Origin of the sequence: Nostoc sp. FACHB-190, assembly GCF_014696905.1 — a bacterium.
GTDB lineage: Bacteria > Cyanobacteriota > Cyanobacteriia > Cyanobacteriales > Nostocaceae > Nostoc_B.
In genome coordinates, this window is record NZ_JACJQW010000010.1 from 12,886 (window position 1) to 27,646 (window position 14,761).

Consider the following 14,761-nt stretch of genomic DNA (forward strand, 5'->3'; position numbering starts at 1 on the left):
TGACATTGGATTGACTAACAGAAATTATTCAAGATATTAATGGGACGGGACTAATAATTAAGTAATACCAATTTAACGTGAAGTTGCACATATTTCGATCCCCCTAAATCCCCCTTAAAAAGGGGGACTTGAGAAAAATTCCCGCCTTTTTAAGGGGGGTTAGGGGGGATCAAAATGCCACTAAGCAACTTGAGTAAGACTTGTGTACACGGTAGCCTTTTGAAGGGGGGCTAAGAAACTCTTAGAGTAATCCTATCTCCACTGTTGAATTGAATTTTGTCCCACCACTTACAAATTTACCAAAATATTTTTGATGCAATTCCCCGCATTGAGAATGCCTACACTGGCTGTTTTATTGGTTATCTTTTCCATTGATAGTGGGTTGATGAATGATCATCCCAGACAAGGGCGAGTGTTGGCAGCAGAATTAATTGCTAATCACCAAGTTGTGGCTCAAATCCCAGAGGCGCAACAACTGTTTGAGCAAGGTAATCAACAACTGGCGCAAAGTCAATTTACTTCGGCATTACAATCTTTTCAACAAGCATTAAATATTTATCAAGCAATTGGCGATCGCACTCACACCGCCGCAGTCCTCAATAAACTCGGAGAAGTTTATCGCCATCAAGGACAAATTCAAACCGCCCTTCAACATCATCAACAAGCCTGGGAAATTACACGGGAATTGAATAACCGTGCAGAGGAAGCCGCATCACTGCATCAAATCGCCGCCGTTTACGCAACCCAAGGACAGTACAAAAATGCTGTGCAATTCTACCAGCAAGCTTTATCTATATGGCGTGAGGTAAAAGATAAATCTGGGGAAGCGATGACTTTGATTGGCTTGGGAAATACTTACGTCAGCTATATTAAATTGCAACTTTACTACCAGCAAATCAAAAAGCCGGAGGAAATTAAGTCTTACCTGGAGGTAAGAAAATATTACCAGCAAGCCTTAATGATTATGGGGGCTTTGGGCGATCGCGCGGGTGTTGGTTGGAGTCTCAACGGAATTGGGATGACTTACGCGGCGTTAAATCAAAAAGAACAAGCTGTGAAATATTACGAACAAGCCTTAGCCCAGATGCGCCAAGCAGGTGATCGCATCGGCGAAGCTACAGTAATGTTGAATTTGAGCAAAGATTACAACTGGGGAATCGACAATCAACGGGAATCGCGCCCGATTTCTCTGGATTTTTCCGAACCAGCTTTAGCTATTGTCCGCGAAATTGGCGATCGCCCCTTAACAGCAAAAATCCTGAATGCGATCGCCTCCACCTACAAAAACACCTTCACTCACAAAAACAAAGGAGGACAGCCGCAAATAGCCCTGGAGTATTATCAACAGGCTTTACCAATAGCGCGAGAAATTGGCGATCGCTCCCTGGAAGAGAAAATTCTGAATAATCTGGGCTATATTTACCATACCCAAGGCTACCCACAAACGGCGCAGGAATATCAAGAACAAGCCTTAGCCATCAGACAGGAAATGGGTGTTCATGTGGGGTGGGCGACAAATATTGTCAAACAGGCAATTTTGGTGACTTACAACATACCCCAAAAAAGACCAACTTTAATTACACTGCTGACAGGGGAAGCACTCATCCACTACCGTAACGGTGCAGAACACGCCAAGTTTGCAAGATACCCAGCCGCTTTAGCATCCTATCAGCAAGCTTTGGCGATCGTCCGTCAGCAAAAAAATCGTCCTTGGGAATGGGTAATTCTCAATCAAATGGGAACAATTTACGAAACTCTCGGACAGTTACAAGTAGCCTTAGATACCTATCAGCAAAGCTTGGTAATTCGGCGAGAAGTTGCTGAACAGTCAACAAAAACACCAATCCCCCATACAATTCGGGTAGCCTTTGGTACTGATGTTAACATTCATAGCCCAGAGGGAATCAAACTAGAAGATGGACTCAGCAACGGTTTGATTCAGGTAGGGAAAGGAAAACCAATCAAAACTGCCATCACAACTGTTGAATCCGCAGAAATAGCCGAGATAGAGAAACGCGGACAACGGCTAGAAGTAATCGCTGGGGTAGCTGGATGGCAAAACTTTGCTGAAAATGAGGAAGAAAATACCTTAGCGAATATTGCAGATATCCACAAAACTCTAGGACAGTACCAAACTGCCTTGCAATTCTACAAAGAAGCCTTGGCAATCATCAATGCAGAAATGTCCAGCCCAGAAAATATCGAAGTTCGTCGGCGCAGAGAGGAATTGTCCCCAGGAGATTATCGCCAGCAGGAACAGCGAATTAAAAGAAGTATGGGTGAAGTTTACGCCGCATTAGGACAGTATCAAACTGCCTTGGATGATTATCAGCAATCTCTGGCAATTGTGAACATGGAGAACAGTAGCCACAGGTTGGTTAATCAAAAACCGATATTGTTAACCCAAATTGGGGAAATTTACACCAATTTAGGCCAGTATGAAGCAGCGTTAACAGCTTATCAGCAAGCATTAGCGATCGCCCGTGATCCTCAAACTCAAGATAACTATTTTGTACCAGAACAACAAATCCGCCAATTTGGACAACAGGAATTATTTCGCTGGACAAGAATACCCTTTGAAAAGCCAGATCAAGCCGCAATTCTCAACAGTATCGCCGCAATTTACGCCAAATTAGGGCAGACGCAAACAGCGCAGGAGTATCGTGAGCAAGCAAGTACATTACAGCGCGAAATTAGCAACCGTAATCTAGAAAATATTACTGGTCAAAAAGCCGTCTTAATTACGGAAGTTGGTAGAGATGCAGCGAAAAAAACCCTTGTGCAAGTACACCCACTGGAAGGAGAAGCAGTAGTTTTGTTTGCCAAGGGAAACAGTTACGCCACCCAAGGACAATACCTCAAAACTCAGTTGCAAGCTGCATTACAAGCTTACCAGCAAGCCTTAACAATTGTTCGCCAGCAAAAAAATCGCCCTTGGGAGGGGATAATTCTCACCCAGATGAGTGCAGTTTACAAACAATTAGGAGAAAATCAAGCCGCGACTCAAGTTGATCAACAAGCCTTGGCAATTAGACAGGAAATCGCAAAACAAAGTGAGAAAACAGCAACTATTCTGGGTAAAACGCCGTTGAGTGGGACTTTTGAGGGCGAAAAGCTCGAAATTCGCCTTTCATCTGGCAAAATTACGACTTTTAACCCCGCAGGTGGCGTGATTTTCTTCGCTCAAACACCAGAAAAATTGAAAGCTGATCAACTGTATGAAGCAGGTTGGCGGCAGTATATCAAAAGGGAATATGCCAGAGCCATCAAAACCTTTGAGGCAGCTTTATTAATTTATCAACAAATAGAAGATAAAACAGGTACGGGCAGAACTTTGTTCCACCTGGGAGACGTTTACCATCGCCAAAGAAATTATCAGCAGGCGTTGAAATATTATCAGCAAGCTTTGGCAATTCAACAAGAAATCGGCGATCGCGGTTGGGAAAAATCCAGCCTCAACTCCATAGCAGACATTTACACCATCCAAGGTAATGAATTTTCGAGAGCAGGTAAATATCGAGAAGCTTTAGAAAAATACCAGCAAGTTTTGGAGATTGCGAAAAAATTAGGCAGCGAGCCAAGACAATGGCCGACTTTCCATCGCATAGCGAGAGTTTACAGCAGCTTGGGAGAGTATAAATTAGCTCTCGATTACTATCAAAAAGCCTTACCCATCCGGCAAGAAATTTTAGGCAACTGGGTAGGAATTGAATTTGATATGGGACAGATTTATAAAGTGTTAGGACAATACGAACTCGCTTTGAAATCTTATCAGGAAGCCTTAAAAATCGCCAGACAACCCGTACTGCTCGAATCAGACGGAAACAGAATAGGAGACATTGCAGGTGAAGTGAGGGCGCTGAATGCGATCGGCAATATTCACTACAGACAAGAAAAGTATGAATTAGCGTTAGATTTCCATCAGCAAGCCTTAACAGTGCTGCAAAAAATTCAGAACAAAGAACAACAAGAATTTCTCAAAGCAACAACATATTACAATATTGGGATTGTTTACTTCAAGCAAGAAAAATATCAATTAGCCTTGGCGTATTTGCAACCACCTTTAACTATTTATCAAAAATTCAAATCCAGAAATGCAGAAGGGATAAATCTCCACGCCATAGGAAACGTTTATTTAGAGCAAGGGCAATATGAATTAGCCGGAAAATTCTTACACCAAAGTTTAGTAATTGCTCAAGAAATTGGCAACAAAGAAGGTGAAGGATACATCCTCAATACTATCGGGAAGTTACTCGAAAAACAGAACCAACCAGAATTAGCAATTATCTTCTTCAAACAATCAGTAAATGCTAGAGAAACAATTCGCAATAATATTAGAGAATTAAGCAAAGAACAACAGCAATCTTATACAGAAACCATTGCCAAGGATTATCGCCATTTAGCCGATATCCTTCTGCAACGCAACCGAATTTTAGAAGCGCAACAAGTACTAGACTTGCTCAAAGTCCAAGAAATTGACGACTATCTCCGCGACGTGCGGGGGAGTGAAAAAACGGCGACTGGTGTTGTGGAACGTCCCCAAGAACGGCAAATTCGAGCGGTGATGCAAGCAGAATTTGAGCAAGCGATCGCCCTTGGTAGAGAACTCGCCCAACTGGAAAACATTAGTGTGAGCAGCCGCACCCCGTCCCAGAAACAGCGTATTTTAGAATTACGTAAAATTCAGCAGACACTAGCCAAAGACTTTAACACCTTCCTCGATAGCCCGAAAGTGCGCGAATGGGTCGCCCAACTCCAGCAAACCACCCAAGGGCAGAGTTTTAACCTGGAATCCTCCGCTAGTGCCTTACAAGATAACTTAAAAAAACTCCAGCAAGGCGCAGTCATACTTTATCCCCTAGTATTGAGCGATCGCTTAGAACTCGTTTTAGTCACTCCCTACGCACCACCAATCCGCCGCACCGTAGCTGTTACCCAAGAAGAACTCAACCGAGCAATTTTGGAATTTCGCACCACCTTACCAAAACGTACGCCAAAAATCACAGTTCCCGCCCAAAAACTCTACGATTTGCTGATTAAACCCCTAGAAAATGACTTAGCACAAGCACAAGCCCAAACCATCATCTACGCTCCCGACGGACAACTGCGTTATGTTCCCCTAGCCGCCCTTTATGACGGTCAAAAATGGTTAATCGAACGCTTCCAAATCAATAATATTACTGCCGTCAGCTTAACCGACCTCAACACCAAACCCCAAAATCGATTAAATGTCTTAGCGGCAGCCTTTACCCAAGGCAACTATAGTTTTCAGGTAGGATCTCAGCAGTTTGACTTTTCCGGTTTACCCTTTGCTGGTTTAGAAGTAGAAACACTCGCTCAAACCATTCCCAGCACCAAAAAATTATTAGACAAGCAATTCAATTCAGATATTGTGTTGGAAATGAATGATTACGCCGTCATCCATTTAGCAACTCACGCCGCATTTACCACCGGACAGCCGGAAGAATCATTTATTTTGTTAGGAAATGGCGATCGCGTCACCCTCCGAGATATCAAAAACTGGCGATTACCCAATGTTGATTTAATCGTACTTTCAGCCTGCCAAACCGGATTAGGTGATCAATTTGGCAATGGTAGAGAAATTCTGGGTTTTGGCTACCAGATACAACAAACAGGCGCACGAGCCGCGATCGCTTCTTTATGGTCGGTAGATGATGGCGGTACACAAGTATTAATGAATGCTTTTTACAACATCCTGTCCCAAGGAAAAACCACCAAAGCCCAAGCCCTACGTCAAGCACAAATCGCCCTAATTACTGGCAAATACGGTAACTTAACACCACAGTTAAGCGAGCATCTCAGTCATCCTTTTTACTGGTCAGCCTTTATTTTGATTGGTAATGGCTTGTAATCAAAGAGGTGATATCTTGTCCGGTAACAGAATTATCATCAAAGACCGCAGATAGCTAGGGAGCAGCTGACAGGTGTAGGTGACTCCTGAATGATATTGAGATAATTAACCGCAGATGGACGCGGATGTAGACGCGATAGCGGCTTCCCGCAGGGTACGCAGATGAATTTATATTCTACCCAAGTGAAAATAACTAGACTCAACAAAAGACCAAAGAATAATTTTGGAGGGGGTTTGGGGGACGCAACCGTCCCCCAATCGGGGGCGTGGGGGAGAATCCCCCAAATCTTAACTCATGGTCTGATAGTTAAGCAATTGAAGTAGTATGACAACTAGCTGGCGCGGTTTTTAGCTACCTTGTAGTGAGTGCGATCGCCTGATATATATGATGATTACTGATCACAGTTAAACTTAAAAATTATCCAGTGGCAAAAGCAGCAGATACCGGCAGTAAAAGATTAATTAGCCTAGCGCCTAATGCTTGGGCGCAATGGGTAACACAACTTCCAGATGTCGTGGCTCAGGAAATTCTGAGTGCTGAATTTCAATGGATTAGTCGGGAAACAGATGTGCTAATCAAAGCATACAGCGAATCCTGTGGAGATTTTTTAATTCTCAACGAGTTGCAGTTGCGTTACCCAAAAAATATGCCTCTCCGTATGAGGGCTTATGCAGCCTTAGCAGAAGAAAAATATCAACTACCGATTTATCCAGTACTCATCAATATCTTGCCTCCTCCATCCACAATCACTGTTGTGAGTAGTTACCAATCCGAGTTTTTGGGACTAAGAGTAATTCAAGACTATCACGTGATTAACTTGTGGGAAGTAGACGCAGAGATTGTGTTTAGCCAACCATTACCCTCACTATTGCCATTTGTGCCGATTTTACGAGGTGGTGCAGAAACATCAGTTGTACAACGTGCATTACAGCAACTCCGAACCTCAGAGCAATTTAATCAGTTAGAACCATTGTTAGCATTTTTTGCTAGTTTTGTACTAGACATACCTTTAGTCCAACAAATTATGAGGTGGGATATGACAGTATTACGTGAATCACCTTGGTATCAAGAAATTCTCACGCAAGGACTACAACAAGGACTACAGCAAGGTGCGAGAAGACAGTTAATACAGGTATTGCAACTGCGTTTCGGTACAATTCCCCAAGAAGTGCAAGACCGGCTGGAAGATCAGAGCATTGAACAACTAGAAAATTTAATGGCTGCGGCGATCGCTGTCAACTCTGTAGATGAATTTCTTCAGAACCTTCCTTAACAAACGCTCTGCGGACTTCGGCGGTTAAACATCGGCAATTAACCGAGCTTTCCTGAGCAAAAACTTCAAAACTGTTTCTTTTTGGGAAATAATATCGGCTCTACCTTGCATTCCCGCTTGAATATGACATAGATGCTGGTTTCTACCAAAACTAAAACTGTTGGGGATGATTGTCACCTCGTAAACAGCAGAAACAGGATTATTGGCAACAGTGGAAACAACTTGATTTCCTGAAGGTTTGATTGTATCTTCAGAAATTTGACTAACAACACCTTTAAGAGTACCGTAATCGGGATAAGGACAGGCAGACACCCGCATCTGGACTTCTTGATTTTTGGCTAATTTACTCACATCATCAGGGGCGACGGCAGCTTTGATGACTAAAGGAGCATTGCTAGGGACAATTTGAGCAATTTCTTCACCCTGACGCACCGATTGACCAGGATTTCGCAGATTGAGTTGCGCGAGAATCCCGGTTTCGCTGGCGGTAATTTTAGTTTGGCTGAGATCCATAACCACTTGTTGTAGTTCCCTGGTGTCGCGCTGGATCTGATTTTTCATTTGTAGTTGCTGTTGTAACAAAGCTTGCAATTCACGGTTGAGAGTGGCGAGAGTAGCTTGTCCACCGGCAATTTCTTGAGCAATCGTCTCTTGTGCGATCGCTACTTCCGCATCAATCGGATTGAGTGCGGCTTGAGCGCGGCGCAGTTTGGCTTGTTCGGCGACTACAGTTTGTTGTTGTTGGGCAATAATTTGCTTTTGTGCTTCTACCGCCGCTTGTCGCATCTCAATCGCTTGTTTTTGTTGAGCCACATCTAACTGTACTTCCTCTAATTGATTCAAAGACAAAACACCCGCTTGAACTATCTTTTGATAGCGATCGCGTTTAGCTTCCGCCGCACTCATGGCTATCTTTGTTGACTTCAACTGAGCATCAGCCCCACGTAATTCTATCTGGGCTTTGTACCATTCATTTTGCGCTCTGTTTAAATTCGCCTGGGCTGCGGCTACTTCTGCTTGGACAGTAATTTGCTGTTCTCGATAGTTGCGTTGGGCGCGATTGAATCCAGCTTGCGCCGAACTCACTAAACGATTTTTGCGCTCAGTTTCCGCTTGAATTTGGCGATGGAGAGCTTGAATTTGAGCATCAATTTGTTGTAATTGTAATTGCGCCTGTTGGATGTTGCCTTGCAGTTGGCTTTTTTGAGTTTGTAGGCGGGAATCATCTATTGTCGCCAGCACATCTCCTTGATTCACTGCCTGATTTTCTTTAACCAAAACATTGGTTATCTGCCCATTCATCGCTGCTTGGACAAGCCGTAATTCTCCCGTAGGTCGGACGATCGCCTGTCCTAGTACAGTGACTCTGTATTCGATGATCGAAGATAAAGCGATCGCACCCCCCACAGCACCCACAAGTATCAAACTGCCAATTTTCACCCAATTACTCAACGGTGGCAGAAATTCATGGTCTTCCACTGGGGGCAAAGAGTCTGCATTAAACTGACTAAGCATAACAGTATTCCTGATGAAGAGTGCTGAGTACTGAGTACGGTAGAAATTAGCGAATGCTACTGGGGAAACTTGCATTCGGATAACAGTGGCAAGAATTTTTACTAACTGATAAATTCCCAGCATCAAGAAAATCTAAATGCTCACCGGCTTGACGACACAAAGCCTCTGGAGAACCTTGAATTTTTAATTTTCCTTGTTCCAACATCACAATCCAATCAGCTTGCTGAATAACTTTGGGACGGTGACTAATTAAAATAGTGGTTTGACCTTGACGATGAGCGAGTAACTGATTTAAGACTTGAGCTTCACTCACTGGGTCAAGTGCGCCCGTCGATTCATCTAAAATTAACACTGGCGGGTTATTCACAATCGCTCTAGCAATAGCTAACCTCTGCCGTTGTCCACCAGAAAGATTTGCCCCAAATTCCCCTAATACGGTTTGATATTTGTCGGGGAGATTGCTAATAAATTCATCAGCCCCAGCAATTTGACAAGCTTTGACAATCTGTTCAAAGCTAATATGAGGTGAACCTAAACGGAAGTTTTCAATAATTGACCGACTCCAAAAGTGTGCATCTTGCGGTACTAGCACCACTTGTTGACGGAAACAGTCTAAAGAAAGATCATCTAAATTATAAATACCAAAGCGAATATTACCCGACTGGAGTTGATATAAACCTGCAATCAATTTTGCCAAAGTGCTTTTACCACAGCCAGATTTACCAATTAAAGCAATAACCTGACCCCCAGGAATTGTCAGCGAGAAATCTTGCAGTAGTTCCACTCTCCCAGGATGATGAAAATTGAGGTTGGTACAGGTAATATCTGCATTACCTGGAATGTTTACCCAAGGCTTTTGATTATGGTCTAAAGTTTCTGGGGTCGCATCAATAACTTCTGTGAGCCGTTGGGTAGCAGTTTTGGCACGGGTAAATTCGTCAACAAAATCGATAGTAGTTTGTATAAAGCTGGTAAAGTTACCATTCATACTATTAAAAGCTAAAAGCATACCAATTGATAATTCTTGCTGAATGACTAAACTGCTACCGAACCAAATTAAAGTAATACTGCCAATGCTGGATATTAAATTAGAAAATATGCCGTTAACAATACCAATTTGCATAGTGCGGAAAGTCAAGTTAGCGAGGCGACTAAATCGACTTTGAAATTCTTCCCAGAATTGCGGAGCCGCAGTAGTAGTTTTTAGGGTAATAGCACCTTTAAATGTTTCTACCAAAACACCTTGATTTTCGGCGGATAACACTAGAACACTGCGAATTTTTTGTTGTAAGGTGGGTAAAAAAACCACTGTAGATAGGGTCATCAAGAGAGCGATCGCCCCAGCTACTACTGTAAGTTTAATACTGTAAAACAGCATGAAACCTAAAGATACTAAAGCGATAAAAAATTGGCTAGGCAGACTGACAACAACTTGCGAAATTAATTGGTTAATTTGTTGAATATCTTCTAGGCGACTGACAATTTCACCACTGCGCCGAGATTCATAGTAACTTAAAGGTAAGCGTAAAATCTGCCTGCCAAATTCTAAAATTAGTCCTAGTTGTAACCGTTGCGAAAAATGGGCGACCAGATTTGATTGTGCCAACCGCAAACTACTACTAACTAAGTGCATCACAATCACAGCAATGGCAACACTCGTTAGCAGTTGGGTATCCCCCCGCACCAGCACATCATCAGTGAGAATTTGCAACAAAAAGGGCGAAGCGAGGGAAAGTAAACCTAAAACAGAGTTGAGTAATAAGGTTTGGCTTAGAATGCCGCGATAAGGGGCAACACGCCGCAGAAAGCGACCAAAACCGCCAATTTTCTCTGGTTCATCTTCCTGGGTAAAAAAGCGCACTGGATCTGGCTCCAGCAGCAGCATAACTTTGTTTGTCCATGCTTCTAAAAACCACTTTTTTTCTAGATAACGGATACCTGCACCTGGGTCAGCAACGACGTATTTATTACCTTGTTGTCCGTAGAAAACCACCCAATGATAGCCTTTCCAGTGGATAATCGCGGGTAAAGGCAGGGTGATTTCGTTGAAAGTCTCCAGAGGTACTTTTACGGCTCGTGCATTGAAACCCAGAATTTCTGCGCCTTGTTTCAATCCTAATAAAGTACTTCCTTGCTGTCCTGTCCCGACCGCTTCCCGACAGCGAGTCATGCTAAAGGTTTTACCATAATGTTTAGCCACTGTTGCAAGACTAGCAGCACCGCAGTCTTCTTCGCTATGTTGTTGAATTAGGTGGTATTTCATGTTCCCTGTTCCCTATCACCACGAATGAATTTAATTTTGTCCAACTACTTATTAACTTTGGGCGGTTCTAGTCCCAAAACTGAGGGAACAATTTCTGGTGCAGCGAGGCGGAGTAATTCATAACCAATACCAGCTAGTCCCGTCATTAGTCCTGGTGTCTCAACTCCCAAGGGAACACCACACAGCCAGCCGTGTTGATTGATACCTTCAAGAATGGCAGCAGCCAAGCGATCGCCTTGAGTTTTCCACTGTGGATCATCTAGGGTGAGACTGGCTTGCAACAGTAATTCTAAATTGCCTAAATCTCCGTGACAGAGAGAATGGTTGCTACCAAAGCCCTGGGTGATGGTGGTTTTTAGGGCTGTGTTAATTTCGGCACGAATTTCTGCATCATCAATGTATGGCAAAGAAAGTAATCGAGCCAAGCCAATACCGGGTGCGCCATGACACCAGGCTGTCATCAAGGCTGGTTGGGAATCACTAACATCTTTTCCGGGAACTTCCAAGTCGCGTAGATCCAGCCAATTTCCTTCCTGGATGGCAAAAAGACTGCGCTCGTAGGCGATCGCCTCCAGTGCGGCTGTGCGAAAACGTATTTCACCAGTTAAGGCGGCTAATTCTAGCAACGCCAAAGCAATTCCGGCTGCACCGTGAGAGAATCCAGCTAGAGGTTTGGTACCGGCGTGACGAATTACCCAACCGATGCCTTTTTCCATAGATTGCGCTTTGGTGAGAAGCCTTTCGCCACATTGACGTGCCACCTCGATTATGCGATCGCTGGGAATATATTGATGCAGGTTAATTAAGCTGATAATACATCCGGCTGCACCGCCGATAATATCTAATTGTTCGTCTTGCTTGATGGCATCGGGGAGAATTTCTAAAAGTGCTACCGCTTCAGTCAATAGCTCTGGCTCCTCCCACAATACTGCTAAATGAGTCAAAGTATAAATCACACCTCCCCAACCGCTAAATCCACCAATTAACTTGAGAAATGATTTACCTAGCTGAGTCTGTTGTTGCAATGTCTTAAGTGCAGATTTTGCCAGCTTTATGTAGCGTTCCTGTTTAGTGACAGCACCAAGGTAGGCGAGGAAAAGCGCCACCCCAGCCACACCACCATAAAGATCCAACCCCAAGGGAATTAGAGATAATTGACTGGTGATGGTAGGTGTTAAACCAATCCAAGTTACATGATTTTTGTCGCGCAGTGCTAGTTCTTCTAAGCGATCGCCAATTACTTGAGCCGCCGTTAATAGCTGTTCCCGGTTAATCGCAGTCTGAGATTTGATCGCAGAGTAACTGGGGTGAGACGCTTGCTGCTCGACGTTGAGCGCCAGGGTGCTTAAGGAAGCGCGAATATACCATATTTGTTGTTTGAGATCAGTTTCGCTGAGTTGTTGCAGACAGCGTTGAACTGCGATCGCGCTTGGTTCTTGGAGAAAGTTGGCGATGCGGACATGAGAACTACTCCACATATCTCGTGAATTGGGATGAGTAACAAACAGTGGAATATCACCATTTTGTAAATCTGCTTGTTCAAAGGCGATCGCTCTAGCTATATCTGGGTAACTTTTGACCTCAGCCCACAGTCTGTCAAAGTAGCAATCCCGATCCAAAGCATTACGTAGGATATCAGGATGAAAACTCTCCATAAACAACAGTCCATAAGTTCGCGTTGGACGCAGGATAACTCGCACTTCATCGTTAGCGAACCAAGTAAGTGGACTATTTTCTGTTAGTAACTCATCGCGGTGTTGTAACAACAATCCATAAATTTTGGTGAATCCAGAAATGAGAAATTCTATATAATCTAAAGCATTAATTTCTTGACCATTGAGCGTTGGTCGATGTTGCTGTCCTAGCATTTCCATTTGCTGGCGCTGGAGTTGCATTTCATCTGTACCTACACCTTGCCAGTAAGGAAGACGATCTGGTGTTAGCTGTTTGCCTACCGTGCCTAAACCACTCAGATCAATGCCTCCAGACTCAGCGTTTGCCCAGGCGCGATAGGGTAGTAGTCCCACGCGCAAAACTGAGTCATACATAATATTATTGGCAAACTGATGTACTTGGTGGCGATCGCCTTCTTCCAGACGCGGATGAAAAAGTGCCTCCAAGTCAATCAAAACTGGATGTTCCCCCACTGCGATCAAATTCTCAAAGTGAAAATCTCTGGCTTCTAGAACGTAAAGTAATGCCAGATATCCCCCCATACGTTGGTAGAATCGCTCAACTTCGGCTGAGGAGGAGCAGTTTTGCATTTCCACAAACTCAACCCAGCCGTATGTACCTTGATTGAGAAGCTTCAGCGTGCGGAATACTGGTAGATCGCTGCGTTGATTTAGCCAAGTTAAAAACTCTTGAAAATGAATATCTACACCTAATGATTTCGGCTTATAAACCAGTTGCCAACCAGAACTGAATTTAGCAATGGACACACTGCGTCCGCCTTTGTGGCGATCGCCTACAGTCATGTCTAATGCTATCAATAATCCTGGCTCTTGATCAGGGCTAAAAGTAGTTTTAATTGCTTGCCAATCAGAGCATAAATGATGCAGAAATTCTAAACTAAATGTTACCCATTGTTCGATGCAAGTTACAAGTTGACGAGCTAAAACCGGATACTCTTGCAACAAGTTGAACGCTGTTTCAGGTTGGTGTAATTGTGTTAAGAAGCTTTGGAATCTTTCTTTGGGTGTATCTCCTTGGAGATTGCCTTGCAGACGGGCAACGTTGAGTTCTAATACCATTGTCCGGCTTAACATTGCCAGTAACTTTTCTGGTAAATTGGCAAACAGCAATTCTACAATCGTGCTGGAAACAAAAGGTAAATCAGATTGCGTGGCAATTAACGCAGCGATACCTGCTTGCAAACGATCGCATCCTTGGCTAATTAATGGTGCGATCGCATCCAAAAAACCACTCATTTCTGCATTTTGCAATTTCTGGGGAAGTGGCGGTAAATTAGCAGCAACCGGGTGAGCAAAGGCTGAGATGATATCTGTTAACCATTGTGGGGGGTGGGGATAACGTTCTCGTACTGCCTCAATCGGTTCACCAAGTCTATTGAAAAATTCCTCTGCACTGATGCCATTAATTGCTAAACGTTGAGCGAAGTCAGCTTGATCAGCAAAAACAGGCTGTGATTGCCATTTTTGTACACGACTCGCGGCAAGTTCAGCATCAACTTTTTTAGAGCTTAAAGGTTTTTCAATGCGCTCAGATAAAGTGATAGCCTGATACCAAGTAGAAGATATTGTGCTGGATTGGTTAATTTTATCAGCTAAGTTTATTTCGTACTCTTTATCTGTTAATATGCGTGTATTATTATCTGATTTTGCCATAAGTTTCCTGAAATTAAAGACTAACTAAGATATTTTTACCGGGAGAAATTGAAGCATTAATTAAGATGTGATTGGGTAGGTCATAGCCTACCCAATCTTGTTAGTTTTTGGCGCGGAAATTAAGTGCGATCGCCTGATTTTTATCTCAAGCAATCACATTCAGCCTCATACTATCAGGTTGTCAAACCGCCATTGTCACAGCCTTTACAACCGTACTGGGGTGTAAGTCTTTCACAGACACGTCCACAAGTCCCTGTAAATATTGAACAACCGCCCCCGGATAAAGCATTGGATTCTGCATCGGGAAGTTCAATCAAACCTGCTGGGTTTTCAGGTAATTGAGAACGTTGTTCATCACTCAAACTGTTGCGGTAGTCTTCATCTTTCCAAGCGCGAATAATGTCAAAGTTAGACATGGTTTTTCTCCTTAATTTAAATGACGTAAAATGTTGAATGAACAAGGCACAAGTAAAAAGCCAAAAGCCAAAGA

Annotated in this window: 6 protein-coding genes; 2 read left to right on the forward strand and 4 right to left on the reverse strand. The window is 43.4% G+C overall.

The annotated features are described in order from the left end of the window. The first annotated feature begins 334 nt into the window (after positions 1-334). Both H6G28_RS13535 and H6G28_RS13540 read left to right on the forward strand, forming a co-directional pair. Positions 335-5,872, forward strand: a complete 5,538-nt coding sequence (locus H6G28_RS13535) for a CHAT domain-containing protein (RefSeq protein ID WP_242054571.1) — start codon at positions 335-337, stop codon at positions 5,870-5,872. 425 nt (positions 5,873-6,297) lie between these two features. Then, positions 6,298-7,146 (forward strand): DUF4351 domain-containing protein, encoded by an 849-nt coding sequence (locus H6G28_RS13540; protein ID WP_190593189.1) that lies wholly within the window; start codon positions 6,298-6,300, stop codon positions 7,144-7,146. Between the two features lie 24 nt (positions 7,147-7,170). Here the strand turns inward: H6G28_RS13540 and H6G28_RS13545 are convergent, their stop codons facing one another. The 4 genes from H6G28_RS13545 to H6G28_RS13560 form a co-directional block, all read right to left on the reverse strand. Beyond that, the gene (locus tag H6G28_RS13545; RefSeq protein WP_190671358.1) at positions 7,171-8,661 is read right to left on the reverse strand and encodes an HlyD family secretion protein; all 1,491 of its coding nucleotides are present in this window, start codon (positions 8,659-8,661) and stop codon (positions 7,171-7,173) included. A gap of 46 nt (positions 8,662-8,707) precedes the next feature. Continuing rightward, a complete protein-coding gene (locus H6G28_RS13550; RefSeq protein ID WP_190671360.1) occupies positions 8,708-10,924 on the reverse strand; it encodes a peptidase domain-containing ABC transporter in 2,217 nt (738 codons plus the stop codon). Positions 10,925-10,968: 44 nt separating this feature from the next. Further along, the gene (locus H6G28_RS13555) at positions 10,969-14,271 is read right to left on the reverse strand and encodes a type 2 lanthipeptide synthetase LanM family protein (RefSeq protein ID WP_190671362.1); all 3,303 of its coding nucleotides are present in this window, start codon (positions 14,269-14,271) and stop codon (positions 10,969-10,971) included. A gap of 173 nt (positions 14,272-14,444) precedes the next feature. After that, positions 14,445-14,687, reverse strand: coding sequence for a mersacidin/lichenicidin family type 2 lantibiotic (locus tag H6G28_RS13560; RefSeq protein ID WP_190593185.1), 243 nt, complete (start codon positions 14,685-14,687; stop codon positions 14,445-14,447). Positions 14,688-14,761 lie beyond the last annotated feature (74 nt).

Coding starts and splice junctions, on each gene's coding strand:
- H6G28_RS13555 (WP_190671362.1), bottom strand. CDS start 14,271: ATGGCAAAATCAGATAATAATACACGCATATTAACAGATAAAGAGTAC.
- H6G28_RS13560 (WP_190593185.1), bottom strand. CDS start 14,687: ATGTCTAACTTTGACATTATTCGCGCTTGGAAAGATGAAGACTACCGC.
- H6G28_RS13535 (WP_242054571.1), top strand. CDS start 335: ATGCCTACACTGGCTGTTTTATTGGTTATCTTTTCCATTGATAGTGGG.
- H6G28_RS13550 (WP_190671360.1), bottom strand. CDS start 10,924: ATGAAATACCACCTAATTCAACAACATAGCGAAGAAGACTGCGGTGCT.
- H6G28_RS13545 (WP_190671358.1), bottom strand. CDS start 8,661: ATGCTTAGTCAGTTTAATGCAGACTCTTTGCCCCCAGTGGAAGACCAT.